The organism is Cupriavidus sp. 2TAF22, assembly GCF_052115045.1.
GTDB lineage: Bacteria > Pseudomonadota > Gammaproteobacteria > Burkholderiales > Burkholderiaceae > Cupriavidus.
The window spans coordinates 137470-163556 of the sequence record NZ_JBFRFX010000010.1; the positions used below are offsets into that span (position 1 = coordinate 137470).

The window sequence follows — 26087 nt, forward strand, 5'->3', positions numbered from 1 at the left end:
TCAGTGCGGCAGCGCAACACGGGCGGGCCGGGCGGCGCCCGCATGCCGCTGCCGCCATTGCGAGGGGCTCATGCCAAAGCGCTCGTGGAACACGCGGCTGAAATGCGCGGCATCGGCAAAGCCGAGCGCGAAGGCGATCTCGGTGATGCTGCGCCCCGCCTCGCCGGACAGGCGCTGCGCGGCCTGTCGCAGCCGGCGCGACAAGATGTAGGCATGGGGCGTCAGGCCGGCCTCGCGGAACAGGTTGTACAGCGTGCGGCGCGAAACGTTGAGCACCGAGGCCAGCCGCTGCACCGAGAGCTCGGGATCATGCAGGTGGGCATCGATGAACTCGGCCAGGCGGTGCAGGCGCCCCTCGCCCAGGTGGCTCGCCATGGCGGCGCCGGCCGCATCGCCGGCGGCCGGCCGGGCCGCCGCATGCACGCCCTGCAGCGCGGTTTCCATCAGCGATACCACCGAATCCTGCAGCACGGTCTGGCCCTGGTGATCCAGCAGGTGGCCGGCACAGGTGTCATGGAGCAGCGCGCCCAGCGCCGATACCGCGATGCGCGCCGCCCCTTCGCCCGGCAAGGCCTGGCCTCCCAGGCTCGCGGCTGCGTCGCGCCAGCCGAAAGCGCGCTCCTGCGGCACCAGCAACACCAGCACGCGGCTGCGCTCACCCATTTCGATGCTGTAGGGCTGCGCGGTATCGTAGATCGACCACATGCCCGCGCCGAGCGCAGCCTCGTTGCCGCGCTGCGCCACGCGGCTGTGCCCGTTCAGTTGCCAGAAGATCTTGAAGAAGCCGGCATCCGATGCCGCCGCGTGGCGCGGCTCGCGCGCCACGCGATGCGCGTCGACCTCCAGGTCCGCCACCGCGCAGGCGCCGAAGCGCGCATAGCTGAAGCTGCAATGAAAACGTCCGCTGCCCTGGCGCGAATATTCCAGCGGCAGGAAGCTGGTGTCGATCGCCTGGCGCCATTGCTCGAAGCTCAGGCCATTCATGCGGGACGAGATCTGCGGCAGGCATTGCACGGCTGGCATCGGGCATCTCCAGGGACCGGGGCTGCCGGCGGCGGTGAAACCGTCGTGCCGGCAGGGCCGAAAGCGGATCACAAGCCTAATGGAAAGCCGGTAGGCAGACAATGGGAACAATTACCCGGCCGAAGGCCCGCACGGCTTCGCCTGCGCTAGGGGCGCGCCTCGTAGATCAGGTTGAACGGCGTTTCCGTGGCCCGCCGGAAATGCCGGAAGCCGCCGCGCGTCACCACCTCGCGGATGCGCTGCTCGCCCGCCTGCGCGCCAAGGCACATCGCGCCTTCCTGCGCGCGCGAAGCCGGCGTGCAGATGAAGGTGGACGCCGAATAGAAGATGCGCCCCACGGGATTGAGGTTCTCCTCGAGCCGGTCCTGCGCGAACGGCTCCACGATCATCCAGGTGCCATCGGGCTTGAGGCTGTTCCACACATGGTGCGAGGCGCCCACGGGGTCGCCCATGTCGTGCAGGCAGTCGAACATCGCCGCCAGGTCGTAGCCGCTGCCGGGGAAGTCCTTGGCGCTGGCCACCTCGAACGTGACCCGGTCCGCCACGCCGGCGCGCTGCGCGGCTTCGCCGGCATAGCGGATCGAGGGCTCGTGGTAATCGAAACCGTGGAAGGTGGAGTTGGGATAGGCCTGCGCCAGGATGATGGTGGACGCGCCGTGCCCGCAGCCGATGTCGGCCACGCTGGCGCCCGCTTCCAGGCGCGCGCCCACGCCCTCCAGCGCCGGGATCCAGTCGGTCACCAGGTGCGCGGCGTAGCCGGGCCGGAAAAAGCGCTCGGTGCCGTGGAACAGCGCGGCGTCATGCTCGTGCCAGCCGAGGCCGGCGCCGGAGCGGAATGCCTCGATGATCCTGGGAATGGCCTTGAACTGCGCCACGGCGATTTCGAACGCGCCCGGGATGAAGGCCGGCCCGCCTTCCACGGTCAGCGCGAAGGCCTGCTCCTCGCTCAGGTGGAACTGCCCGGTGGCCGGATCGTATTCCACGAAGCCGCTGGCGGCCTGGGCCGACAGCCACTCGCGCACGTAGCGCGCATCGGTGCCGGTATCGTGCGCCAGCTCCTGCGCGCTCAGCGCCTTGCCGGCCAGCGCCTTGTACAGCCCGAGCTTGTCCCCGACCACGATGGTCGCGGCGTGCATCACGGCGCCGAGATCGTGCACGAAGTTGCCCATGAATGCGTTCAGCTTGCTTTCGTCGAGTGCCATGGCGGACTCCTTGATGGCGGGTGGGAGGAGACGGGGCGACCGCGGGGCGGCCACGGGCCGCTGGCGGTGGCACTACCCGTGTGCTACTTTTTCTGGGAGCGCTGCCGGTGCGGCGCGGCATCGCGGTGCCGCAGGCCCGCTGGCGCGCCCTACCGCATCCAATATCGGCCGGCATCGTTGGAATCACGGTTGGAATCACGGCAGGAGGCAGCAGCGTGAGGGCCACCGATCTCGCTTCAGCGCAGACCATCGCCGGCCTGGAAATCCGCCTGCTGGGTGATGTATGCGTGACCCGCCAGGGCGCCCCGCTGACACTGCCCGCCTCCCGGCGCACCCGCGCCCTGCTTGGCTACCTGGTGGCCGAGGGCACTGCCCAATCGCGGCAGGTCTTGTGCGACTTGCTCTGGGAAGGCCCCGACGACCCGCGCGCCGCCTTGCGCTGGAGCCTCACCAAGCTTCGTCCGCTGGTGGACCAGGCGGGCGTGTCTGGCGCGGGCGGCATCACCAGGCTGGTTGCCGACCGCGAGCGCGTGGCCTTTGCCGCGCACGGTGCGGCGATCGACATCGCGCGCGTCGACGTGCTGCTTGCCGCGGGGCCGCAGACAACATCGCTTGCCGCACTGGAGGAAGCAGCCGCCCTGCTGAAGGGCGAATTCCTCGCCGGCCTGGACCTGGCCAACTGCTATCGCTTCTATCACTGGTGCACGGCGCGGCGCGAGCGCTACGACGCCCTGCGCCGGGCCGTGCTCGCCGAGCTGGTTGCACGCCTGCACGCCACGCCTGCCCTGGCCCTGCCCTACGGCCGGGCCATGGTGGCCGCCGATCCGCTCACCGAATCCGCGCACGCCACGCTGGTCGCCCTGCTGGCAGCGGCCGGGCGCTACCCGGATGCCGAGCAGCACTACACCTATGCGCGCGACATGTTGCGGCGCGAGCTGTCAGCGCCGGCCGGCGGACCGCTCGATGCAGCCATCCACCATGCGCGCCGCGAAATGCACGCCCTGGGCGCATCGGGCACCGACGCGCAGGCTGCCGAGCTGGCCGGGCTGGCCGACGCCCCTGTCGCTGCACGGCCCGATCCGCAGCCCGATCCGGAGCCCGACCCGCAGTCAATGCCTTTGACAGGACGGCAGTCCGAATGCCGGGCCATCGCGCGCCTTGTCGCCGGCGGCGCGGACAGGCAGGCGCTCTTGCTCTTTCTCGGGGAACCAGGCCTCGGCAAGACCCGGCTGCTCGACCACTTCGCCGCCAGCGCCGCGGCTGCCGGCCTGCGCGTGCTCCGCGGCCGCTGCTACGAGGCCGAGATGGTGCGGCCCTACGGGCTCTGGCTCGATACCCTGCGTGGCATCGGCGCCGACGATGTGCCGGCCGCCGCGCAGCTCGCGGCGCCGCTGCTGGCGACCGGCGCGGGCAACCCTGCCAGCATGGCCGGCACCGTCCGCGAAGGCAGCCGCGAGCAGCTGTTCGGTGCCGCAGCCAGCCTGCTGCAAGCGCTCGCCGCCGCGCAGCCGCTCGCGCTGGCGCTGGATGACCTGCACTGGCTCGACGAGGGCTCCGCGGCCCTGCTGCACTTCCTGTGCCGCACGCTCGCGCCCGGCGCACGCATGATCTTTGCCGGCGCCGCGCGCTCGGGCGAGATCGACGACAATCCGTGGGCCAAGGGCATGCTCCATTCGCTTGCCCGCGAGGCACGCCTGCTGCGCATGCCGCTGGCACCGCTGGAAGCGCCCGATGTCGCGGCCCTGCTCGGCCCGGCAGGCGCCGCGATGGATCCCCTGGCGGTCGCGCGCGACAGCGGCGGCAATCCGCTGTTCGTCATCGAGCTCGCCCGCGCGCGCCAGCCGGCGCGCGACGATGCCGGCGACGGCCGCCTGCCGCGCCGCACGCTCGACACACTGATCGCAGAGCGCCTGGACGCGCTCGATCCCGTTGCGCACGAGCTGCTCACGCGTGCCTCCGCGCTCGGGCGCGAAGTGCGGCCAAGGCTGCTGGCGGATATCTCGGGTGTGCCGCTCGCCCAGATGCTCGACAGCCTCTCGCAGCTGGAGCGGCGCGGCCTGCTCAAGCCCACCGGCGAAGGCCATTTCGACTTTAGCCACGATGTGGTGCGCCAGGCAGCCTACCGCGCCATCTCCCCGCCGCGCCGCCGCGAAATCCATCGCCTGATCGCGCAGCAACTGGCCGCGGCCTGCGCGGACGACCCCCGCCTGCATGGCGAGCTGGCCCACCACGCCAGCCTTGCCGGCGATGCGCCGCTGGCCGCGCAGGCCTGCCTGGCGGCGGGCCAGCATTGCCTGTGCGTGTATGCCAACGACGAGGCCGCGGCGGTGGCCGAACGCGGCCTCGCGCAGCTCGGACAGCTGCCGCCGGGCGCCGCCCGCGTGCGCCTGGCCATCGGACTGCTGAAGCTGCGGGCCGTGGCCGCCACGGCAGCCGGTGCACGGCGGCTGCCCGCGCTGTGCGGCGCGCTGGAAGACGCCATCGGCGCCGCGCAGGCCCTGTCGCTGCACGAGGAGGCCGCGGCGGGCCTGCATATCCTCTCGTGGCTGTACCAGCAACGCAACGACACCGGGGGGGCCCGCCAGTGCACGCTGGAGGCCGAGCGCATGACGCGCAAGGCCGATGCCGCCACGCGCTGCCAGCAGCTCGCCAACACGGCCCGCTGCCTGCTCGAAGTGGAAGCCGACCTGCCGCGCGCGCGCGCCATGCTGGCCGAGGCCGACCCGCTCGCCGACACGCTCGACCTCCAGGTGACGGAACTGATGTGGGGCCACGGCCTGCTGGCCCGCGTGGACGGTGACCTGGCAGCCGCGCATGGGCACGTCGCTTGCGCCGTTGCGCTCTCCCGGCAGCGCCAGGATCACTGGCGCGAGTACGAATGCCTGGTCTGGCTGGCCACCATTGCCTTCGAGCTCGGCCGCTTCGATGACGTCACGGCGTGCTGCGCCGAGATCGGGCGGGCCGCCCAGCGCATGCGCACGCCGGGTGCGGCGGATGGCTCGCCGGCACCCGAATGCGACGAGGCCGACGCGCCGTTCGCCCGCGCGCTCGGCGCGCTGGCCGCGCTGCGGCCCGGCACGGATGGTGAGCAAGAACGGGCAGAGGCCGCGGGCGTGCTGGCGGCATCGCACGCGGCGCTGCGTGCGATGGACGACAAGGCACACCTGGCCTACGCACTCAACGCAGCAGCGGCAATCGCGCTCGGACAGGGCCAGCGGGACGCGGCCCACGCCTGTGCAAGCGAGGCGCTGGAAGCTGCCCGCGCCGTGCGCAGGCTGACCGAGATGGCGGTCGCCACGGCCTGCCTGGCGCAGCTGGCCGCCGCGGCCGGCGATGCGGCAGGCGCGGCGGCGCTGCTGGGCGAGCTGCGCTGGTTGCTGACCGGGCACCGCTGCAGCGCGCGCGCCGCGGCGGCGCTGGATCGTGCCCTTCAGGCATGCCGAGCCATTCCAACGCTCGCGCCAACGCTGGGACACTAGCCTAGAGGCATGGATGTTTTCACCACGGCAAGGAGTCCCGCCATGTCACGCATCATCGTTGAACGCAGCTTTGCCACGCCCCAGTCCGATGAGGACATGAAGATCGTGGCCGACCGCGAGCGCCCGTGCCTCGCGCTCTACAACGTCACCTGGAAACGCAGCCTGATCGCCTCCGACCGCAAGCGCATGGTCTGCGAGTACGARGCCGCGGACGCCGAGACGGTACGCAAGATCCAGCACGAGGCCGCGGCCAGCTTCGACCGCGTATGGGTTGGCGACGTGGTGGAGTGAGCGGCGCCACGCTGTCGCCGCGCAACGCACACAATGCGCAAAACCTGTCTGCCGGCGGCCAACAGCTTGCTGGCGGCAGGCCGCTCCTGGCGCACAACGTGGTGCTTTTTCCCCACCACCGCCTCCGGCACGAGAAATGCGTAATGGTGCAGGAGCGCCGCTTCTGACAACCGTGCCCCACGGAGAAAACAGACAGGCAAGCGGCTATTGACGAACGGGATGCGCGCCGATGGGTCCGGCTCCCGCGCCCCCGATGACCGCCTGAAGGTTAGCCATGCAAAAACTGTCGCTACTTACACTGTGCCTGCTTGCCGTCCTGGCTGGCATGACCATGTTCATCTGCCTGTCGGGTGCGTTCACCGTGCGCGACACCGAATACGGGAGCGGCACCGCCATACTCTGCTATTTCGGCGAGACCGGATCGCACGACGCGTCCTTGTGGCGCGACCTCGGAGCCGGGCGCGCGGCAAGCCAGTGAAACAGACAATGCCGGGCGCGCGAGCGGCCCGGCGATCCCCTCGCAGCGTCGCTTCCCGTCGTCGAATCGCGCCCCATTTACATCACGTTGCGATATATATCGCGCCACTGCGAACCGCCCGCCACGGAGCGCGGATGCGACGGGAAAGCTAGCCCGGGAAAGGGTACTCCGTGTCGAACGCCGCAAATCGGACCTGCAGGAACTCGATCAGGCGTCGCTGCCGGTAGGATGGAAACCGGCTCTGCAGGAACACCAGCTGCAGGGGAATGCTGTCTTCGTACCAGCCGGGAAACAGCAGCACCAGGCGCCCGGTGCTCACGTCGGCGGCCACATCGAACCAGTTCTTGAACGCGATGCCGTGGCCCGCCAGCGCCCAGTCGCGCACCACGGCGCCGTCGTCGCTGGTGCGCCGCCCGCTCGCTTCGACTTCGAGCCGCGCCTGCCGCGACCGGAACGGCCAGCGCATGCGCGACTGCCCGCCGGGCGCCAGGCACAGCATCTGGTGCTGCGCCAGCGCTTCGGGCGAAGCCGGGGTGCCATGCGCGGCCAGATAGGCCGGCGCGGCCACCGCCACGCGACGCGTAAGCGCAAGCTGGCGTCGCACCAGGCCGGAATCCTCCAGCCATCCCACCCGCACCGCCAGGTCGACGTTGCTGCGATACAGGTCGGCCAGCGTGTCGCCCACCGACAGCTCCAGCGAAAGCTGCGGGTGCGCCAGCAGGAAATCGTCCAGCCAGCCGCGCAGCAAGGTGCGTCCGAGGTCGGCCGGCGCCGACAGCCGCAGCGCACCGGCCAGTTCCTCGCGCTGCTCCGCCAGCGCGCCCTCGCCCTCCTCGAGGGCCGCCAGCGCCTTGCGCGCCGCCTCCAGGAACACCCGCCCCTCCTCGGTCAGCCGCATGCGGCGGGTGGTCCGCGCGAACAGCCGCGCGCTCAGGCGGTGCTCCAGGCGGATCAGCGCCGCGCTCGCGGTGGCGGCCGTACGCCCGAGCTCGCGCGCCGCGGCCGAGAGGTTTTCAAGCTCGGCGGTGCGGACGAAGAGCTTGAGGTCGTCGAGTGAGTACATTCAAAGCTGGATTGATAAGGGCATGCAGAATTGCCACATTATCAAACCAAAGCCGATCCTGCACCACGCGCCTTGCCTCAGGCCAGGCGCCCCACCAGCCCCTGCGCCGCCTCGTCATCGGTGCGCTCGAAGCGCAGCGGCGTCACCGAAATCCCGCCCCGGCCGATCACCACGGCTTCGCTGTCCTGCGTGTCGGGCCGCGGCGCGCGCGAGAATTGCAGCCAGTGGTAGGGAATGCCGCGCGGGTCGACATGCGCCCGCACGGCGATGTCCTTGACCAGGCCAAGGCCCTGCCGCGTGACGGTGAGCGGGCCGGCGGCATCGGGATCGACGTCGGGGAAGTTGACGTTCAGGCAGGCCTGGTCGCTCCAGCCGGCGGCGAGCAGGCGGCGGATGACGTCCGGGGCCAGGGCGCGGGCGGTTTCCCAGCGCACGGCGTTGCGGTCGGTGAAAGCCTGGCTCAGCGCGATGGACGGAATGCCCAGCAGGATGCCGGTCATGGCGGCGCCCACGGTGCCGGAGAACACGGTCTCGAGGCCAAGGTTGGCGCCGCGATTGATGCCGGAGAGGACCAGGCTGGGCGGGGCGTCGGCCATCAGGTGGCGCGCGGCCATGACCACGCAGTCGCCCGGCGTGCCGCTGACGCCGAAGCGGCGCTCGCCTTGCTGGCTGAAGCGCAGCGGCGCGTGCAGGCTGATCGAATGGGAAGTGCCGCTCTGGTCGTGCTCGGGCGCGACGACCCAGACTTCGCGCGCCAGCGTGGCGGCCACGGCTTCTAGCACGGCCAGGCCGGGGGCATCGATGCCATCGTCATTGGTGAGGAGGACGCGATCCAGCAGGGGTTCGGACATGGGCGGAGGAAAAATGGGCAAGGGTGAAAGGCGTGGCGGCAATGCCGCCGGCGAAAATCCAGCGGCAACTATAAACCCAGGCCGCGCCGGCCGGCTCGCCGGTGAGCGAAGGCCTTTGGCCACGATTGCCGGATTTGCCAAGACGGCGCGGCGGCGGGCCCACTAAGCTGCGCGCGTCGTTGTCCTTGCGCGCCTCGCCGCGCCGATGCCATGTCGCCCTCCCGCTTCCCCCTGTCCTCTTCCTGGCTGTCCTCTTCCTGGCTGTCCAGCCTCGGCTTTGTGCTGATCTGGTCGACCGGCTTCATCGTGGGCCGGGCCATCGTGCCGGTGGCGCAACCCAGCCTGTTCCTGCTGGCCCGCTTCGGCCTGGCGGCGCTGATGTTCGCGATTGTCGCGCTGGCCGGCGGCGCGCGCTGGCCGGCACTGCGCGACGTCCCGAAACACCTGCTGGCGGGCGCGCTGCTGCACGGCAGCTATCTGTGCGGCGGCTATTGGGCCATCGCGCACGGGCTTGCGCCTTCGGCGATGGCCTTGCTCGGGGCCTTGCAGCCGCTGCTGACGGCGCTGCTGGCGATCCCGCTGCTGGGCGAGTTCCCGTCGCGCCAGGGCTGGGGCGGCCTTGCGCTGGGTTCGCTCGGCGTAGTATTGGTGGTGGCTCCCGCCACCCTGGCCAGCGCGCCGAGCCCGGTCTCGCCCTGGGTGGTGCTGGTGGCCTTGCTTTCCATCCTTTCCATCACCATGGGCACCATCCTGCAGAAGACCTCGATTGCCACGGCCGACCTGCGCGCCAGTTCGGCGTGGCAAAACGTGGGCGGCGCCCTGGTGGCCGGCGCGCTGGCCTGGCTGCTCGGGGAGACGCACTGGCAGCCCGGCCTGGCCCTGTGGTCGGCGCTGGGCTGGGCGGCGCTGGTGCTTTCCGGCGCCGGCACCTATCTCCTGCTGCGCATCGTCCGGCGCGGCCAGGCGGCGACCGCCGCCTCGCTGATGTTCCTGGCGCCGCCGCTGGCCGCGCTGCAGGCGTGGCTGCTGTTCGGCGACAGGCTTGGCGCCCTGCAGTTGCTGGGGCTCGCCGTGGCCGGGCTCGGGGTGTGGCTTTGCCAGACCAGCCAGCGCGCCGCGCCGCGCGGAAGTACCGGCCATGCCACCGCGCGATAAAGCCGCCGCACCCTCGCTGGCAGGCCCGGCGCCGCTGGTGGAGACCCGTATCTACGAGCCGGAGCCAGACTGGCATCGGCATGGCTACGCCCAGGTCCTGTTCGGCCTGGACGGCGCCAGCGAGCTGGAGATCGATGGCCACCTGCACCGGCTCGATCGCGGCAGCGGGCTGATCGTCCCCGCTGGCGAGCGCCATGACTTCCTCGGCCTGCCGGACAACCGCCAGCTGGTGCTGGACGTGCCGCCGGGCTCGCTGGCGCTGCCCGCGGCGCTGACCGGGCACGCCCGGGCCTTTGCCGTCGCCGATAGCTGGGCCGAGCGCGTGCGGCGCATTGCCGCCCTGCCGCAAGCCCCGGGTCGAAGCACATCCCGCCAATATCACTGGCAGCTGGCCACCGTGCTTGCGGGCGACCTGGCGCAAGGCCTGGGCGTGCCGGGACGCGGCCAGTTCGCCCCCTTTCCCGTGGCGCAGATCGACGCCTACCTGCGCCGGCATCTCGACGCGCCACTGGGCGCCGGCCAGCTTGCGGCCCATTTCGGCTGGAGCGTGCGGCGCTTCCACACCCTGTTCTGCGAAGCCTTCGGCGACACGCCGCACCGTTACCAGACCCGCCTGCGGCTGGACCACGCCACGCACCTGCTTGCCGACCACAGCCAGGGCCTGGCAGACATCGCGCTGATGCTCGGCTTTCCCGACCAGACCACCTTCACGCGCCGCTTTACCCAGCGTTTCGGCATGCCGCCGGGCGCATGGCGCAGCGCCGGCGCGCGCGCATAGCGCATCACGCACATCGCATAAGCGCCTAAAAAGGCACCTCCAAACCATCGTCGCAGGATTTATTACTGCTTGATGCCAAAATTTCACAAACAAATACTGATCGATTGTCTTTAATCTGCTCGCCACTTCCGCTCAACAGCACCGCATCACTGCATTGACTGATCGCAGGCACGGAATCTCCAGACAGGCAATTGCGTAGTTTGCATGGTTGACGGCAGGACATGCCTACCCGGCATGGCCCTGTCATTTGCGGTGCCGGGCGGGCGCGCATCACCTGCGCGACCCGTCCGGCGGAAGTCTGGAAGCAACCGGCCCGCCCTTACCCAGGGCGGCGCCGGACGATTACCGACCGGAGACAATCAATGAGTGAAAAAGCAGAAGCACTGCACCGCGGCCTGGGCGAACGCCAGATCAGGCTGATGGCGCTGGGCTCGGCCATCGGCGTCGGCCTGTTCCTGGGCTCGGCCAACGCCATCAAGATGGCGGGACCGGCCATCATGCTGGCCTATATCATCGGCGGCGCCATGATTTTCCTGATCATGCGCGCGCTTGGCGAGATGGCCGTGCACAACCCGGTGGCAGGCTCCTTCTGCCGCTACGCGCAGGACTACATGGGGCCGCTCGCCGGCTACCTGACCGGCTGGAACTACTGGTTCCTGTGGCTGGTGACCTGCATCGCCGAAATCACGGCCGTGGCCATCTACATGGGCATCTGGTTCCCCGACGTGCCGCGCTGGATCTGGGCGCTGGCCGCGCTGGCCTCGATGGGCTCGGTCAACCTGCTGGCGGTCAAGGCCTACGGCGAGTTCGAGTTCTGGTTCGCCATGATCAAGATCGTGACCATCGTGCTGATGCTGATCGGCGGCACCGGCATGATCGTGGCCGGCTTCGGCAACGGCGGCGTGGCCGTGGGCCTCTCCAACCTGTGGCAGCACGGCGGCTTCATGCCCAATGGCGCCACCGGCGTGCTGATGTCCCTGCAGATGGTGATGTTCGCGTACCTCGGCGTGGAAATGATCGGCCTGACCGCCGGCGAGGCCAGGAACCCGCAGAAGTCGATTCCCGGCGCGATCAACTCCGTGTTCTGGCGCATCCTGATCTTCTACGTGGGCGCGCTGTTCGTGATCCTCGCCATCTACCCGTGGAACGAACTCGGCACGCAGGGCAGCCCCTTCGTGATGACCTTCGAGCGCCTGGGCATCAAGACCGCCGCCGGCATCATCAACTTCGTGGTGCTGACCGCCGCGCTGTCGTCGTGCAACGGCGGCATCTTCAGCACCGGCCGCATGCTCTACAACCTCGCCCAGCAAGGCCAGGCGCCGCGCGCCTTCGCCGTGGTGGACCGCAATGGCGTGCCGCGYCGCGCACTGCTGGTGTCGATCGCCGCCCTGCTGTGCGGCGTGCTGCTGAACTACCTGGTGCCGGAAAAGGTGTTCGTGTGGGTGACCTCGATCTCCACCTTCGGCGCCATCTGGACCTGGGCGGTGATCCTGGTCACGCAGATGAACTTTCGCCGGGGCCTGTCGGCGGCCGAACGCGGCAAGCTTGCCTTCCGCATGCCGTTCTGGCCCTATGGCTCGTGGATCGCGCTGGCCTTCCTCGGCCTCGTGGTGGCGCTGATGGCCTACTTCCCCGACACGCGCATCGCGCTGTACATCGGCCCGGCATGGCTGGTGCTACTCACGGTGCTGTACTACCGCCTGGGCATGCAGTCCCGCGAGCCGGTGCAATACCAGGCCTGAGCGTTGCGCCGGCGGCGCCTCGCGGCCACGCGGCGTGAGGCTGTGCTGGCGTGATTCAGCAGCAAGACGCCCCTGCCGATCGAAAGATCGCAGGGGCGTCTTGATTTCCGGCCGTGGCCTGCCAGTTCCCTGGCGTGAATTCCTAAACCCGGTGAATAAGGATAAAGGCAGGATTAACGTCTTCGCCTGAATCGCCTGTCTGCGCGTCCGATACGCATAAGCTAGCTCCTTGAAAAAATCCACTGGCCGATTTGCAGCCGGACCTGCTTGCTGTCGCGGCAATTGGACTGCAGGAAGGCGATCACCGCGTCGAGCTGGCGCCATCGCCGGATGCTGCCGCGCACGGTGCCCAGCATATAAATGTGCCCGCCCAGCAGGAACTGCACCCGCCAGAAGCCGTCGCCCTGGCTTGTCACGATCGCGTCGTAGTCGCACTTCAGCACCTGGGTGAGCCGTCCAAGGTCCGTGATGGTGATTCGGCTCGCTTCCTCCGTATCCAGCAGATCCATGATTTCTCCGACTTCGTTATCCTTCGATTTTCGAAATCGACGCCGTATCGGTACTTTTGTTGATAGCGCCGCTAAAACCCAAGGCAATTTGAGACCAGTCGAGGCGGCGGGTTACTAGGTTATTTCGCAAAGCTGTGTGAGAAATATCCCAAATACATGTCTGCCCCAAACGCATCCCGCGACTGGCGACGCAATCGATGGGCCTTGCCGGCTCGCCGGCGCCGGCGGGCATGCCCAAGCGCCGCCGGCGCACCGGGAACCCGCTCCCCGGCTGGCATGCGCGCCCTCTGATGCCTCTCACGCACACGCGGGGGCCCGGGCCACGCTAGAATGACCGCGAATCATCAATTGCCAGGGGAGCCGGATGTCTGACGCGCTTGCCGCACCCAGCAGAACCGACGCATCCGGTGCAGAGGCCCGGGCAACTGCCGTCGCAGCCACCATCGCGAAAGCCGCGGTCGATCAAGCGGACTACGACATGCGCAACTGGACCGATCCCGAGCCCGGACCGGTCCGCATCGGGTCGCAGCAGCACTTGCGCATGTTCTGCAATATGCTGCTGCAGACGCATAACCCCTACAAACCCGCCGTGATCGACTGGCCCCGGCTCGATCCCGATGCCCTGCACCGCGTCACCTCCCTGCCGATCTGGGATATCGCCGTGCAGACCGAAGGCCGTGCGTCGGTGCGCGTCAAGGCGTTTGCCGATACCGTGGCCGATCCGCTGCTGCGCAGTGCGCTGGAGATGGATAGCAGCGAAGAGGCGCGCCACAAGGTGGTGTTATCGCGGCTGGTGGAGGCGTACGGCATTGCGCTGGAACCGGAGCCGGAGTACCTGCCGCCGGCCGACCTGGAATGGGGCTGGCTCGCCACCGGCTACAGCGAGTGCATCGACAGTTTTTTCGCCTTCGGCCTGTTTGCCGCCGCCAGGAAATCGGGATTCTTCCCCGCCGAACTGGTGGAAACCTTTGAGCCGGTCATCCAGGAAGAAGGCCGCCATATCCTGTTCTTCATCAACTGGGCGGCCTGGTACCGCCGCAGCCTGCCCTGGTGGCGACGCCCCCTGTACATGCTCAAGGTGCTGCGGGTATGGCTGTTCCTGATCAAGGAGCGCATCGGCATGGCCCGCAGCATCGAGGCCGACGGCTCGGCCAAGGACGCCAATTTCCCGATGAACAGTTCGGCCGCGCTGGGCAATACCATGTCCGCGCGCGAGATGATCGAACTCTGCCTGAGCGAGAACGAAAAACGCATGGCAGGCTATGATCCCCGCCTGCTGCGTCCCGAGACGGTGCCCAGACTGGCCCGGCTCGCGCGGCGATGGCTGCGCTAAGCGCGGCTTAATTCACTTATATCCCCTCCGGAGTGCTTTGAGATGTTCTTGTTGTCCCTGATCCCGCTCGCCATCTGGTGCGTGCTGCTGGCCGGCCGCGGCGGCTTCTGGCGCGTGCGCAAGCCCGCCCCCGCGCCCGCGCCGGCGCGGTGGCCGGAGGTCGTCGCCATCATTCCCGCCCGCAACGAGGCGACGGTGATCGGCGGGGCCGTGGCCAGCGCACTGGGCCAGGACTATCCCGCGCGGCTGCATCTGGTGGTGGTGGACGATCACAGCACCGACGGTACCGCGGACAAGGCGCGCAGCGCGGCCGCGGCGCTGGGCAAGGCGGATTCCCTGAGCGTCATCACGGCGCGGGATCTGCCGGCGGGCTGGAGCGGCAAGGTCTGGGCCCAGTCGCAAGGGCTGGAAGCAGCCGATGCGCTGGCACCGGGCGCGGCCTGGGTGTGGCTGACCGATGCCGACATCCATCATGGCGCCGGTGTGCTGAAGCAGCTGGTGGCCCGCGCGGAACACGAGCAGCGCGACCTGGTATCGCTGATGGTGCGGCTGCGCTGTGCCTCGTGGTGGGAGCGCATGATCGTGCCGGCTTTTGTCTTCTTCTTCGCCAAGTTGTACCCCTTCGCCCATGTCAACGACAAGCGCAGCCGGGTGGCGGCCGCCGCGGGCGGCTGCATGCTGGCGCGGCGCACGGCACTGGCCCGCATCGGCGGGTTCGAGGCGATCCGCGGGGAACTGATCGACGACTGCAGCCTCGCGGCGTGCATCAAGCAAGGCGGTTCGATCCGCCTGGACCTGGCCGACGACAGCGTTTCGGTGCGTCCCTACGACGACTGGCGCAGCCTGTGGGACATGATCACCCGCAGCGCCTACACGCAGCTGCGCTACTCGCCGCTGCTGCTTGCCGGCGCGGTGGCCGGCATGGCGCTGACCTACCTGGCGCCGCCCGTGCTGGCGCTGGCGGGCGGAGCGCGCCTGTGGCCGGCCTGGGCGGCCTGGCTGGCGATGTCGCTGGCCTACGCGCCGATGCTGCGCGAATACCGCCAGCCGCCGTGGCTGGCGCCGCTGCTGCCGCTGACCGCGCTGTTCTACCTGGGCGCGACCGTCGACTCCGCGCGCCGCTACTGGCTGCGCAAGGGCGGCCAGTGGAAAGGCCGCTCGCAGGCGCCGCAGCGCGGCTGAGCGCCAGGCCGGGACCTGCCCGGCCCGGGCTCAGCGCAGGTAGCCTGCGCCGCGGAACCACTCCAGTGCCTCGCGCAGCGCTTCCTGGTAGGGCCTGGCCTGGTAGCCAAGCACCCGGCGCGCCTTTTCCGAGCTGAAGAACATCTGGTATTTCGACATGGACAGGCCGTCGGCCGTCAGGAACGGCTCCTTGCCGGTCACGCGGGCCACCGCTTCGGCCGCGTAGGCCAGCGGATAGAGCGGCCAGCGCGGCAGCTTGATGGTGGGCGGGCGCCGACCCGTCATGGCAGCGAGGTCGGCCAGCATCTGCTGCAGGGTGACGTCCTGCCCGCCCAGGATGTAGCGCTCGCCGGTGACGCCGCGGTCCAGCGCGAGCATGTGGCCTGCGGCCACGTCGTCCACATGGACCAGGTTGAGGCCGGTATCGACGAAGGCCGGGATCTTGCCGCTGGCTGCCTCGACGATGATGCGGCCGGTCGGCGTGGGCCGCACGTCGCGCGGACCGATCGGCGTGGAGGGATTGACGATCACCGCAGGCAGCCCGTCGCGGGCCACCATGCGCTCCACCACGCGCTCGGCCAGCACCTTGCTGCGCTTGTAAGCGCCAATGGCTTCGTGGCCGCCCATCGGCGCATCTTCGGCGACCGGCGCCGTGGCGCCCGCGACACGCAGGGTCGCCACGCTGCTGGTGTAGACGATGCGCTCCACCCCGCAGGTCTGCGCGGCGCCCATCACGGCCTCGGTGCCGGCCACGTTGGTGCGGACGATTTCCTCGGGATCCGGCGCCCACAAGCGATAATCGGCCGCCACATGGAACAGGTAGCGCACGCCCCTGAGCGCTGCCTCCATCGCGCGCGCGTCGCGCATGTCGCCTTCCGCGATCTCCACGGGCAACCCGTCAAGGTTGCGCCGCGGGCTTTGGGCGCGTACCATCGCGCGCACCCGGAAGCCGCGCGCCAGAGCCTGTCGTGCCACCGCCGATCCGAGAAAGCCGGAGGCGCCGGTTACCAGCACATAGTCTCCTGACGTCATATTACTCACGGAAAAAAACCTCAAAGTGTTGCTGGCGAAAGCCAGGTGCCGGGCAAAGGTTGCGGCACGGGTATATAGTAACCACCGTATGACGGGAAAGTGATTCCGGAATATCAACTAATGCTGAACCCGTTGACTGGGTCGGGGGGCCTATCTTTATGCAGGTGATTCTTGCTCAACCCCGTGGCTTCTGTGCCGGTGTAGTGCGCGCGATCGAGATTGTAGACCGCGCATTGCTCAAGCACGGTGCCCCGGTGTTCGTGCGACATGAAATCGTGCACAACAAGCACGTTGTAGAAGGACTGAGGCGCAAAGGCGCGCGCTTCGTCGAAGAACTGGACGAAGTGCCTAGCGGCGCCGTCACCATTTTCAGCGCGCATGGCGTATCCAAGGACGTCGAGGCCGACGCACGCACCCGCGAGCTGCACTCGATCGACGCGACCTGCCCGCTGGTGATCAAGGTCCACACCCAGGGGCGCCAGTACGCCGCCAGCGGCCGCACCGTGATCCTGATCGGCCATGCCGGCCACCCTGAAGTCGAAGGCACCATGGGCCAGATCCCGGGCAAGGTGATCCTGGTGCAGAGCGAGGCAGAAGTCGCCGAGCTGGAGCTGCCGGAAGACACCCCGGTCGCCTATGTGACGCAGACCACGCTCAGCGTGGACGACACACGTAATATCATTGCCGCGCTGACCCGCCGCTTCGCCAATCTGGTGGGGCCGGATACGCGCGACATTTGCTATGCAACGCAAAACCGCCAGAGCGCGGTGCGCGAACTCTCCAAACAGGTGGAACTGATCCTCGTGATCGGCGCCACCAATAGCTCCAACTCCAACCGGCTGCGCGAAATCGGCACGGAAAGCGGCGTGCCCAGCTATCTGATCGCCGATGGCAGCGAGCTGAACCCCGAATGGGTGCGCGGCGTCGAAGTCGTCGGCATCACCGCTGGCGCCTCCGCCCCCGAGGAGATGGTCATGGACGTGATCGCCACGCTGCGCCGCCTGGGTCCGGTGGAAGTCTCCACCATGGACGGCCGCGAGGAACACGCTGAATTCCGGCTGCCCGCCGAACTGGCCGACCCGCCCGCGCGCAAGCGCACGGCTGCCAGCAAGGCCACCCCCGAGGCCGCGCCGCAGCCGGACCCGCAAACCGCCGCCGGGTAATGCCCGGCCGCCCCCATATAAGAAGGAAGTAAATGGCCATTCCCTTTCTGCAAGTCGCCCGCGTGGGCGCCTACGTCGTCAAGCAGCATCTGTCCGGCAACAAGCGCTACCCCCTGGCGCTGATGCTCGAGCCCCTGTTCCGATGCAACCTGGCGTGCAACGGCTGCGGCAAGATCGACTATCCGGACGAAATCCTGAACCAGCGCCTGTCCGTGGCGGAATGCCTGGGCGCCGTCGACGAATGCGGCGCGCCGGTGGTGTCCATCGCCGGCGGCGAGCCGCTGCTGCACCGTGACATGCCGGAGATCGTGCGGGGCATCATCGCCCGCAAGCGCTTCGTCTACCTGTGCACCAACGCGCTGCTGATGGAAAAGAAGCTGGACCAGTACGAGCCCAACCCCTACTTCGTGTGGTCGGTCCACCTGGACGGCGACCGCGACATGCACGACCACGCAGTCAGCCAGGAAGGCGTCTACGACCGCGCCGTGGCGGCGATCCGCGCGGCCAAGGCGCGCGGCTTCCGGGTCAACATCAACTGCACGCTGTTCAACAACGCCGAGCCGGAAAAGGTCGCGAAGTTCTTCGACTCGGTCAAGGAAATCGGCGTGGATGGCATCACCGTGTCGCCGGGCTATGCCTACGAGCGCGCGCCGGACCAGCAGCACTTCCTGAACCGCGGCAAGACCAAGCAGCTGTTCCGCGACATCCTGCAGCGCGGCCAGAACGGCAAGAAATGGGCATTCAGCCAGTCCACGCTGTTCCTGGACTTCCTGGCCGGCAACCAGACCTATCACTGCACGCCCTGGGGCAACCCGGCGCGCACGGTGTTCGGCTGGCAACGTCCGTGCTACCTGCTGGGCGAAGGTTATGTGAAGACCTTCAAGGAATTGATGGACACCACCGACTGGGACGCCTACGGCACCGGCAACTACGAAAAGTGCGCCGACTGCATGGTACACAGCGGCTTCGAAGCCACCGCCGTGGCCGACACCATCTCCCATCCGCTCAAGGCGCTGGGCGTGTCCCTGCGCGGCGTGCGTACCTCGGGCCCGATGGCCCCGGATATCCCGCTGGACAAGCAGCGCCCCGCCGACTACGTGTTCTCGAAGCACGTCGAGATCAAGCTCGAAGAGATCGGCCGCTCCAAGGCCAAGGCAGCCAACGACGCCGCCACGCGCAAGGCGGCCGCCCACTAAGCACCCGGGACGCTCCCCGACGGGAGCGCCGCGCCGCGGTACCTTGCGTACCGCCCGGCGCGGCTGCCGGCGGGCGCTCAGGCGTCCGCGGTCCGGCGTGCGTTGTGGTTGACGAGGTACTTGAGCAGCCCGTCGATGCCGTTGCGCGCCACGATGTCGGCGAACTGGCGGCGGTACACCTCGATCAGCCAGGCCCCCATCATGTTGATGTCATAGATCTTCCAGCCGTTGCCGCTGCGCTGCAGACGGTAGTCGATCTGCATATCGTCGCCGTTGTTCTGCACCCGCGTCTCCACCACCACATCGGTGGCATTGGCCGCGGCCAGGACCGGCTTGTAGCTGAATTTCACCTTCTGCTCGCGCAACTGTGACAGCGATACCGCATAGCTGCGCACCAGCAGGGTCTGGAACTGCTCGTAGAGTTGCTTCTGCTGCTCGGGCGTGGCATTGCGCCAGGCGCTGCCCACCGCCAGCCGGGTGGTACGCTCGAAGTCGGCGTAGGGCAGGAACTGGCGCTCCACCACGGCCGTGATCTTGGCCAGGTCGCCGCTGCGCGTATCCGGGCTGGACTGGATCGTGCTGATCACGCCCTCGACCGCGGCCCGCACCAGGCGGTCCGGCGAGGACTTGTCCACCGATTGCGCCTGCGCGGCCGATACCATGGCCACCGCCGCGAGCGGAACCAGGGCCTGGAAAGCAATACCGTGTGTCTTCATGCGAATTTAGACCTGAAAATGCCGGTCGGGTCGACCGTCGGACGGGTCCGGCGGCTTTGCCAAGGAAACCAGACATGGAGAGTGCCGCAGCGCGCCTCAGCGCCACAAAAGCCAGGCTGCAGACGGCTTGCGCGCACATGACGGGGCAGTATAGCGTACCGGCGCAGGCACGCACCGGGCCCGGCTCGCCCGCGTGGCGCCTCGCGCGCACCGCGGCGCGGCCCGGTACCCGAGCGCCATGCCGTGCCGTCCCGTTATACTCGCGGCTGCCGCTTTGTGCCTTTGCTTCGTCTTGTCGCTTGCATGAGGCTTCGCATTGCGACCAGAGCGGCACCTTGCGGCGTACCGTGCGCGGTACCTCCGCGTGTATCTTTTACCGCGCCCGCCGTAGCGCATCACTCAGGTCCCCATATCGCCCATGCTGACGTCGTCGGTCATTCGCATCGTCAAGTTCTCCACCCGCCGCGCCTGGCCCGTGATCGCGCTTGCGCTGTTGCTGACCATCGTCAGCGGTATCTATGTGGCTCGGCACTTCGCCATCAATACCGATATCAGCCGCCTGCTGGAATCGGACCAGCCCTGGGCGAAACGTGATGCCGCGGTCAGCGCCGCCTTTCCCCAGCGCGACCAGATGATCCTGGCCGTGGTGAAGGCGCCGGCCCCCGAGCTGGCCGATGCCGCCGCCGACGAGCTGGCCAAGGCGCTCGGGCAGCAGACCACGCGCTTTCGCGCGGTCAGCCAGCCCGGCGCCGGCGATTTCTTCGAGCACAACGGCCTGCTCTTCCTCGATACCGCCAAGCTGCGTGACGTGACCTCCCAGCTCAAGCAGGCGCGCCCGCTGCTCAACGCGCTGGCGCACGACCCGACCCTGCGCGGCCTGTCCGACACGCTCACCACCACGCTGAACCTGCCGCTGCAGCTGGGTCAGATCAAGCTGGGCGACATGGCCAAGCTGCTCGGCAGCAGCGCCGGGGTGGTCGACCAGGTGCTGGCCGGCAAGCCGGGCGCGCTGTCCTGGACCGGGCTGGTCGACTCCGGCCAGGAGCTGGCGCCCGGCGCCACGGCGATGTCCTTCGTCGCGCTCAGCCCCGTGCTCGACTACGCCGACCTGCAGGCCGGCGCCGGCGCGGCCGAAGCCATCCGCGCCACTGCGCTCAAGCTCGGGCTGGACAAGCGCTTCGGCGCCAGCGTGCACCTGACCGGCTCGCAGGCGCTGGCCGACGACGAGTTCGCCTCGGTCAAGGAAGGCGCCGCCATGAACGGCGTGCTGACCCTGCTGGTGGTGATCCTGATCCTGTGGCTGGCGCTGCGCTCCAAGCGGCTGATCATGGCGGTGCTGGCCAGCCTGCTGGTCGGCCTGGCCATCACCGCCGCGCTGGGACTGGCCATGGTGGGCGCGCTGAACATGATCTCGGTCGCCTTCGCCGTGCTGTTCGTCGGCCTGGGCGTGGACTTCGGCATCCAGTTCGGCGTGCGCTACCGCGCCGAGCGCCACACACACCCCGACATCCCCGACGCGCTCGCCTGCGCCGCCAAGGCGGTAGGCGTGCCGCTCGCGCTGGCCGCGGCCGCCACCGCGGCCGCCTTCTTCTGCTTCCTGCCGACCGACTACCGCGGCGTGGCGGAGCTGGGCAAGATCGCCGGCGTGGGCATGCTGGTGGCCTTCAGCACCACCATTACCCTGCTGCCGGCGCTGATCACCGTGATGCGCCCGAAGGACGAAGCCGGCCGGCTCGACGTGCCAGGCTTCAAGTGGCTGGCGCCCGCCGACGCCTTCTTCGAGCGCTACCGCACCCAGGTCCTGATCGCCACCCTCGGCGTGATCCTGGCGGGCGCGCCGCTGCTGATGCACCTGCGCTTCGATTTCGATCCGCTGCACCTCAAGGATCCGCACTCCGAATCGATGGCGACGCTGCTCTCGCTCAAGGATGCGCCCCAGGCCGGCACCGACAATGTCAATGTGCTGACCCCCTCGCTGGATGCCGCCAAGGCCGCCGCCGCCCGCCTGGCGGCGCTGCCCGAGGTGTCGCGCGTGGTCACGCTGCAGACCTTCATTCCCGACGACCAGCCGGCCAAGCTGGCGCTGATCGCCGATGCGAGCGCCAGCCTGATGCCGGTGCTGACGCAGACCGTGGCCACGCCGGCCAACGACGAGCGCCGCGTCAGCTCGCTCAAGAACGCGGCGCGCCAGCTGGCGCTCGCCGCCGAAGACCATCCCGGCCCCGGCGCGACGCAGGCCAGCCACCTGGCCGCGTCGCTGCGCAAGCTCGCCGCCGCCGATGCCGCCACGCGCGACCGCGCGGAGCAGGCCATCGCCCTGCCGCTGCGCCTGGCGCTGGCGCGCCTGCAGCGCACCCTGTCGCCGCAGCCGGTCACGCAGGCATCGCTGCCGCCCGCCATGGTGCGCGACTGGGTCGCACCGGACGGCCAGGCGCTGGTCAGCGTGAGTCCCAAGCTCCCCGCCGCGGCCAAGCCCGGCGATGCCGACGCCTCCAGCGTCGACAGCGATCTGCGCGACGCCGCGCTCAAGCGCTTTATCGATGCCGTGCAAGGCGTTGCGCCGGATGCCGTGGGCGGGCCGATCTCGATCCGCGGCTCGGCCGACACCATCATGACCGCCTTCGCCCAGGCCGGCGTGTGGGCCGTGGTGTCGATCACCATCTTGCTGTGGGTGACGCTGCGCCGCGTGGGCGACGTGCTGCGCACGCTGGTGCCGCTGCTGGTCTCGGCGCTGCTGACGCTGGAGCTGTGCGTGGTGTTCGGCATCCCGCTCAATTTCGCCAACGTGATTGCGCTGCCGCTGCTGTTCGGCATCGGCGTGGCATTCAAGATCTACTATGTGATTGCCTGGCGCGAAGGCAAGACGCACCTGCTGCAATCGCCGCTGACCCACGCCGTGCTCTTCAGCGCCGCCACCACCGCCACCGCCTTCGGCAGCCTCTGGCTGTCGCAGCATCCGGGCACCGCCAGCATGGGCAAGCTGCTGGCGCTGGCGCTGGCGTGCACGCTGGCCGGCGCCGTCTTCTTCCAGCCGATCCTGATGGGCAAGCCGCGCAAGCGGTCCGCGCCTGCCAAGGGGCCGGTCCACTGAAAACCCGCCAACCATGACGACCCGTTCCGATTACCGTCCCTCCAGTATTACCCGGCTGCTGCCGGCGCTGTCCCTCGCGCTGCTGGCCACAGCCTGCGCCAGCGGCCCCCAGGCCAGCCCGAACGACCCCATCGAGCCGTTCAACCGCGTCATATTCACGATCAATGACAAGGCCGACGAATACGTGGCGACCCCATTGGCCAAGGGCTATCGCGCCGTCACGCCGCAGCCCGTGCGCACCGCCATCACCAACTTCTACTCGAACCTCGCCGACGTCGGCAATTTCGTCAACAACGTGCTGCAGGGCAAGGGCGTCGACGCGGCCGAGACCTTCATGCGGATCGCCGTCAACTCCACGCTCGGCATCGGCGGCCTGATCGATATCGCCACGCCGGCCGGCCTTAGCAAGCACGCACAGGACTTCGGCCTGACCATGGGCGTGTGGGGCATACCCTCGGGCCCGTACCTGGTGCTGCCGCTGTTCGGCCCCAGCTCGATCCGCGACGGGATCGGCCTGTACGTGAACTTCCAGATCTCGCCCACCACGTGGGTCGACCAGGACTACCGCTACGGCCTGTACTTCCTGGGTTTCCTCGATGCCCGCACCAATGCGCTGGGCGCGACCGACCTGCTGACGCTGGCGGCGCTGGACAAATACAGTTTCGTACGGGATGGATACCTGCAGCGGCGCCAGTACCTGATCGACGGCGGCAGCGGCAAGCTGCCGCAATATGAAGACGACGACGCGCCGGCGGATGCCGCGCCGGCCGCGGCGCCCGGCGCACCGGCCTCTGCACCGGCCTCTGCGCCGGCCGCTACACCGGCCGAGGCAACGGCGGCACCGGTTCCGCCGCCAGCCGGCGGCGCGGAAAAGGCGCCGGACGAGAGCACCAGGAAGGAATAGTCATCAGCCTTGTGGTGGCCCGGGCGCCGAGGAGCGCCCAGGCTGCCCGCCTGCCGGAATCGTCCTGATTCCGGCGCAAGCCCCATCAAGCCCCATCAAGCCCGTTCGAGCCCCGTTCAGGCCAGCCCGAATCCCGTTCCCACGCGGCGCCGTGCCGCTTCCAGCCCCAGCCTCGCGCGCTTCGCATCGCGCGCCAGCCTGAGCAGGTCCGGCAACTGGCCGGGCCCGGCCAGCAAAGACTTCAATACCGCCCAGATATCGGTCCCGCCGTCCGCACCCATGCCGGCCACCGCAGCGGGCGGGACATCGCGCGCGGCCGGATCCACCACCACGCGGCAGGCGGCGAAGGGGACGCCGTATTCGTGCGCGATGCGTGCTGCGATATGGGATTCCATGTCGGCTGCCAGCGCGCCGGTGGCGGCATGCAGCGCGCTCTTGGCGGCCACGGAGGTAACCGGTGAATCATCGCCGGCGAGCGTGCCGGCGACGGCATCGGGCAGAGACCGGGACAGCGCCCGCAGCCAGGCGGCATCGGCCGGCCAGAAGCTGGCGCCTGCGCGGATGCCGGTGGCGAGGATCACCTTGCCGGGCAGCAGCGCGGGATCCAGCCCGCCGGCCACGCCGAAGCTGATCACCCCGGCGCAGGGCTGCGCCAGGCGCTCGCGCAGGCCTTGCGCCAGCGCCTCGGCGCGCAGGCCATGCAGGGTTTCGATGCCGGGTCCCGCGGCAATGCGGGCCTCGAAGCGCATGCCGGTCACCACGAGCATGGGACCGGCGCGGCGCGGCGCCGGGACTGCCGTGCTTACATCCCCCACGCCACCGCCCGCGTGCCGTCGCGGCGCAGGTTGCGGAAGCGGGCCAGCGCCCACAGCGGGAAGAAACGCGCGTAGCCGTGGTAACGCAGGTAGAACACGCGCGGGAAGCCCACCGCGGTGAAGCGCGCTTCGTTCCACAGGCCATCGGCCTGCTGCGTGCCGACCAGGTAATCGATGCCGCGCGCCACGGCCGGATGATCGACGGCGCCGGCCGCCATCAGCGCCAGCACCGCCCACGCGGTCTGCGAGGCCACGCTCGGCGCGGGCTCGTAGCCCTTGTAGTCGAGGCGGTAGCTGCTGCCGTCCTCGCCCCAGCCACCGTCGGCGTTCTGGATCGAGATCAGCCACTCGGCGGCGCGGCGCATCTCCGGCGCCTCCGGGTCCATGCCCGCGGCGTTGAGCGCGCACAAGGCGCTCCAGGTGCCGTAGATATAGTTCATGCCCCAGCGGCCATACCAGCTGCCGTCGGCCATCTGCTCGTCCAGCAGGTAGCGCAGCGCGCGCTTGAAGGCGTCGCTGCTGGTGGCGCTCTCGCCGAGCTGCGCCAGCATCGACAGGCAGCGCGCCGAGACATCGGCGGTGGGCGGATCGAGCAGCGCGCCGTGGTCGGCGAACGGAATGTTGTTGAGGTACTCGTGCGTGTTCTCGGGCTCGAAGGCACCCCAGCCGCCGTTGCTGCTCTGCATGCCTTCGACCCATTCGCGCGCGCGCGAAACGGCTTCGCCATAGCGCTCGCGGTGGCTGGCCGCCGTCACGGCGGGCGCGCCGGCGCCCACGCGCGCGGCGCGGTCCATGGCCATGGCCACCACGGCGGTGTCGTCCACGTCCGGGTAATGCGGATTGGCGTACTGGAAGGCCCAGCCGCCGGGGCGCACGTCCGGGCGCCGCACGATCCAGTCGCCGCGCACGTCCAGCTCCTGCAGCGGCACCAGCCATTGCAGGCCGCGCTCGGCGGCCGCCTCGGCGCGCGCGCCGCCGGCTTCCAGCAGGGCATGGCTGGCCAGCGAGGTGTCCCACACCGGCGACAGGCAAGGCTGGCAATACGCTTCGTCGCCATGCACCACCAGCAGCTTCTCGACGGACGCGCGCGCGATCGCCACGTCCGGATCGGTCCTCGGCACGCCCAGCACGTCGAACATCATCACGGCGTTCGCCATGGCCGGGAAGATGGCGCCCAGGCCGTCCTCGCCGTTCAGGCGTTCGCGCACGAACCGCTCCGCACGGTCGATGGCGCGCTTGCGCAGGCTGCGCGGGAACAGCGGCTCGGCCACGCGCAGGCCGGCATCGACCACGCGGAAGAAGCTGAACCACGCGCGTCCCTGGTGGGGCGCCTTGGCTGGCAGGCGCGTGGCCTGGCACGGGCGCAGGAACAGCTCGTCGATGCCCACGCCGCGCGGATTGCGCGCCTGCGGACGCAGGCTGTTGAGCACCAGCAGCGGCACGATCACCGTGCGGGCCCAGTACGCCACCTTGGAAAGATGGAACGGGAACCACAGGGGCAGCAGCATGATCTCCACCGGCATCATCGGCACCGCCTGCCACGGCATCACGCCGTACAGCGCCAGCAGCGTGCGGGTGAAGACATTGCTGCCCTCGGCGCCGCCCTGCGCATGAATGGAGGCGCGCGCGCGGCGCATGTGCTCGGCATCGGGGTCGTCACCGATCATCTTCAGCGCGAAATACGCCTTCACGCTGGCGCTGATGTCGGACGCGCCCTGGTGGAACAGCGGCCAGCCGCCGTCGGCATTCTGGATGCGGCGCAGGTAGCGCGCGATGCGCGCTTCCAGCACGGTATCGGCGGTCTCGCCCAGGTAATGCACCAGCAGGACGTACTCGGCCGGGATGGTGGCGTCGGCTTCCAGCTCGAACACCCAATGGCCGTCCGGCTGCTGGGCCGCCAGCAGGGCGTCCTGCGCGCGGCCGATCGCGCCTTCCAGCGCGCCCGCCTGCGGCGCGCCGTGCGCGACAGCCGCAGGGATGGCCGGATCGGTGGATATTGCTACTTGGCTCATCGGTTTCGATGTCCTCTCTTCAACAACGCAAATTACAGCAATGCCGCACGCTCGCCGGGCCCATGACGGGCG

22 protein-coding genes are annotated in these 26087 nt (G+C 69.2%); 12 read left to right on the top strand and 10 right to left on the bottom strand.

Annotation, left to right across the window (positions count from 1 at the left end; all coding sequences use genetic code 11):
• Complete coding sequence (locus tag AB4Z48_RS14375) at window positions 1-1023, bottom strand: helix-turn-helix domain-containing protein (protein ID WP_441614976.1); 1023 nt, start codon at window positions 1021-1023, stop codon at window positions 1-3.
• Window positions 1024-1169: 146 nt separating this feature from the next.
• The gene (locus AB4Z48_RS14380) at window positions 1170-2225 is read right to left on the bottom strand and encodes a class I SAM-dependent methyltransferase (RefSeq protein WP_441614978.1); all 1056 of its coding nucleotides are present in this window, start codon (window positions 2223-2225) and stop codon (window positions 1170-1172) included.
• Between the two features lie 215 nt (window positions 2226-2440).
• Between AB4Z48_RS14380 and AB4Z48_RS14385 the strand changes: the two genes are divergently transcribed.
• The 3 genes from AB4Z48_RS14385 to AB4Z48_RS14395 all read left to right on the top strand — a co-directional run bounded on the left by AB4Z48_RS14385 (window position 2441) and on the right by AB4Z48_RS14395 (window position 6473).
• Window positions 2441-5704, top strand: coding sequence for an ATP-binding protein (locus tag AB4Z48_RS14385; protein WP_441614980.1), 3264 nt, complete (start codon window positions 2441-2443; stop codon window positions 5702-5704).
• A gap of 42 nt (window positions 5705-5746) precedes the next feature.
• Window positions 5747-5995: a nickel-binding protein gene (locus AB4Z48_RS14390; RefSeq protein ID WP_441614982.1), complete on the top strand. Its 249-nt coding sequence runs from the start codon at window positions 5747-5749 to the stop codon at window positions 5993-5995.
• Between the two features lie 274 nt (window positions 5996-6269).
• Window positions 6270-6473, top strand: a complete 204-nt coding sequence (locus AB4Z48_RS14395; protein WP_441614984.1) for a hypothetical protein — start codon at window positions 6270-6272, stop codon at window positions 6471-6473.
• A gap of 148 nt (window positions 6474-6621) precedes the next feature.
• Here the strand turns inward: AB4Z48_RS14395 and AB4Z48_RS14400 are convergent, their stop codons facing one another.
• The gene (locus AB4Z48_RS14400) at window positions 6622-7536 is read right to left on the bottom strand and encodes a LysR family transcriptional regulator (protein ID WP_441614986.1); all 915 of its coding nucleotides are present in this window, start codon (window positions 7534-7536) and stop codon (window positions 6622-6624) included.
• A 77-nt stretch (window positions 7537-7613) separates the two neighbouring features.
• Window positions 7614-8387, bottom strand: a complete 774-nt coding sequence (gene surE, locus AB4Z48_RS14405; protein ID WP_441614988.1) for a 5'/3'-nucleotidase SurE — start codon at window positions 8385-8387, stop codon at window positions 7614-7616.
• Window positions 8388-8597: 210 nt separating this feature from the next.
• On the opposite strand from surE, the gene AB4Z48_RS14410 reads away from it, so the two are divergent.
• Window positions 8598-9542, top strand: coding sequence for a DMT family transporter (locus AB4Z48_RS14410; protein ID WP_441614990.1), 945 nt, complete (start codon window positions 8598-8600; stop codon window positions 9540-9542).
• The gene (locus AB4Z48_RS14415; RefSeq protein WP_441614992.1) at window positions 9526-10320 is read left to right on the top strand and encodes an AraC family transcriptional regulator; all 795 of its coding nucleotides are present in this window, start codon (window positions 9526-9528) and stop codon (window positions 10318-10320) included. The genes AB4Z48_RS14410 and AB4Z48_RS14415 overlap by 17 nt, the downstream gene beginning before the upstream one ends.
• Window positions 10321-10345: 25 nt before the next feature.
• Here the strand turns inward: AB4Z48_RS14415 and AB4Z48_RS14420 are convergent, their stop codons facing one another.
• A complete protein-coding gene (locus AB4Z48_RS14420; protein WP_441614994.1) occupies window positions 10346-10492 on the bottom strand; it encodes a hypothetical protein in 147 nt (48 codons plus the stop codon).
• A 190-nt stretch (window positions 10493-10682) separates the two neighbouring features.
• Here AB4Z48_RS14420 and AB4Z48_RS14425 point away from each other — a divergent pair, with 190 nt between their 5' ends.
• Window positions 10683-12062 carry an amino acid permease gene (locus tag AB4Z48_RS14425; RefSeq protein WP_441614996.1) on the top strand — a complete coding sequence of 460 codons (1380 nt, stop codon included), beginning with the start codon at window positions 10683-10685 and terminating at the stop codon, window positions 12060-12062.
• Between the two features lie 221 nt (window positions 12063-12283).
• Here the strand turns inward: AB4Z48_RS14425 and AB4Z48_RS14430 are convergent, their stop codons facing one another.
• Window positions 12284-12571 carry a hypothetical protein gene (locus AB4Z48_RS14430; protein ID WP_441614998.1) on the bottom strand — a complete coding sequence of 96 codons (288 nt, stop codon included), beginning with the start codon at window positions 12569-12571 and terminating at the stop codon, window positions 12284-12286.
• A 364-nt stretch (window positions 12572-12935) separates the two neighbouring features.
• Here AB4Z48_RS14430 and AB4Z48_RS14435 point away from each other — a divergent pair, with 364 nt between their 5' ends.
• Both AB4Z48_RS14435 and AB4Z48_RS14440 read left to right on the top strand, forming a co-directional pair.
• Entirely contained in the window at window positions 12936-13904 is a 969-nt protein-coding gene (locus AB4Z48_RS14435; protein ID WP_441615000.1) for a ferritin-like domain-containing protein, read from the top strand.
• 42 nt (window positions 13905-13946) lie between these two features.
• Window positions 13947-15086, top strand: coding sequence for a glycosyltransferase (locus AB4Z48_RS14440; RefSeq protein ID WP_441615002.1), 1140 nt, complete (start codon window positions 13947-13949; stop codon window positions 15084-15086).
• A 30-nt stretch (window positions 15087-15116) separates the two neighbouring features.
• On the opposite strand, the gene hpnA is transcribed toward AB4Z48_RS14440, so the two are convergent.
• Window positions 15117-16118 (bottom strand): hopanoid-associated sugar epimerase, encoded by a 1002-nt coding sequence (gene hpnA / locus AB4Z48_RS14445; protein WP_441615004.1) that lies wholly within the window; start codon window positions 16116-16118, stop codon window positions 15117-15119.
• Window positions 16119-16276: 158 nt separating this feature from the next.
• On the opposite strand from hpnA, the gene ispH reads away from it, so the two are divergent.
• Both ispH and hpnH read left to right on the top strand, forming a co-directional pair.
• Window positions 16277-17281, top strand: a complete 1005-nt coding sequence (ispH, locus tag AB4Z48_RS14450) for a 4-hydroxy-3-methylbut-2-enyl diphosphate reductase (protein ID WP_441615006.1) — start codon at window positions 16277-16279, stop codon at window positions 17279-17281.
• A gap of 32 nt (window positions 17282-17313) precedes the next feature.
• Window positions 17314-18477 (top strand): adenosyl-hopene transferase HpnH, encoded by a 1164-nt coding sequence (gene hpnH, locus AB4Z48_RS14455; RefSeq protein ID WP_441615007.1) that lies wholly within the window; start codon window positions 17314-17316, stop codon window positions 18475-18477.
• 77 nt (window positions 18478-18554) lie between these two features.
• Here hpnH and AB4Z48_RS14460 read toward each other — a convergent pair whose 3' ends face one another.
• Complete coding sequence (locus AB4Z48_RS14460; RefSeq protein ID WP_441615009.1) at window positions 18555-19193, bottom strand: MlaC/ttg2D family ABC transporter substrate-binding protein; 639 nt, start codon at window positions 19191-19193, stop codon at window positions 18555-18557.
• A gap of 418 nt (window positions 19194-19611) precedes the next feature.
• On the opposite strand from AB4Z48_RS14460, the gene AB4Z48_RS14465 reads away from it, so the two are divergent.
• Window positions 19612-22284 (top strand): MMPL family transporter, encoded by a 2673-nt coding sequence (locus AB4Z48_RS14465; protein ID WP_441615011.1) that lies wholly within the window; start codon window positions 19612-19614, stop codon window positions 22282-22284.
• Between the two features lie 13 nt (window positions 22285-22297).
• On the top strand, window positions 22298-23188 hold the full coding sequence (locus tag AB4Z48_RS14470; RefSeq protein ID WP_441615013.1) for an MlaA family lipoprotein: 891 nt from the start codon (window positions 22298-22300) through the stop codon (window positions 23186-23188).
• 116 nt (window positions 23189-23304) lie between these two features.
• Here AB4Z48_RS14470 and AB4Z48_RS14475 read toward each other — a convergent pair whose 3' ends face one another.
• Both AB4Z48_RS14475 and shc read right to left on the bottom strand, forming a co-directional pair.
• A complete protein-coding gene (locus AB4Z48_RS14475; protein WP_441615015.1) occupies window positions 23305-23955 on the bottom strand; it encodes a phosphorylase in 651 nt (216 codons plus the stop codon).
• A gap of 35 nt (window positions 23956-23990) precedes the next feature.
• On the bottom strand, window positions 23991-26015 hold the full coding sequence (gene shc, locus AB4Z48_RS14480) for a squalene--hopene cyclase (RefSeq protein WP_441615016.1): 2025 nt from the start codon (window positions 26013-26015) through the stop codon (window positions 23991-23993).
• Window positions 26016-26087: the final 72 nt, after the last annotated feature.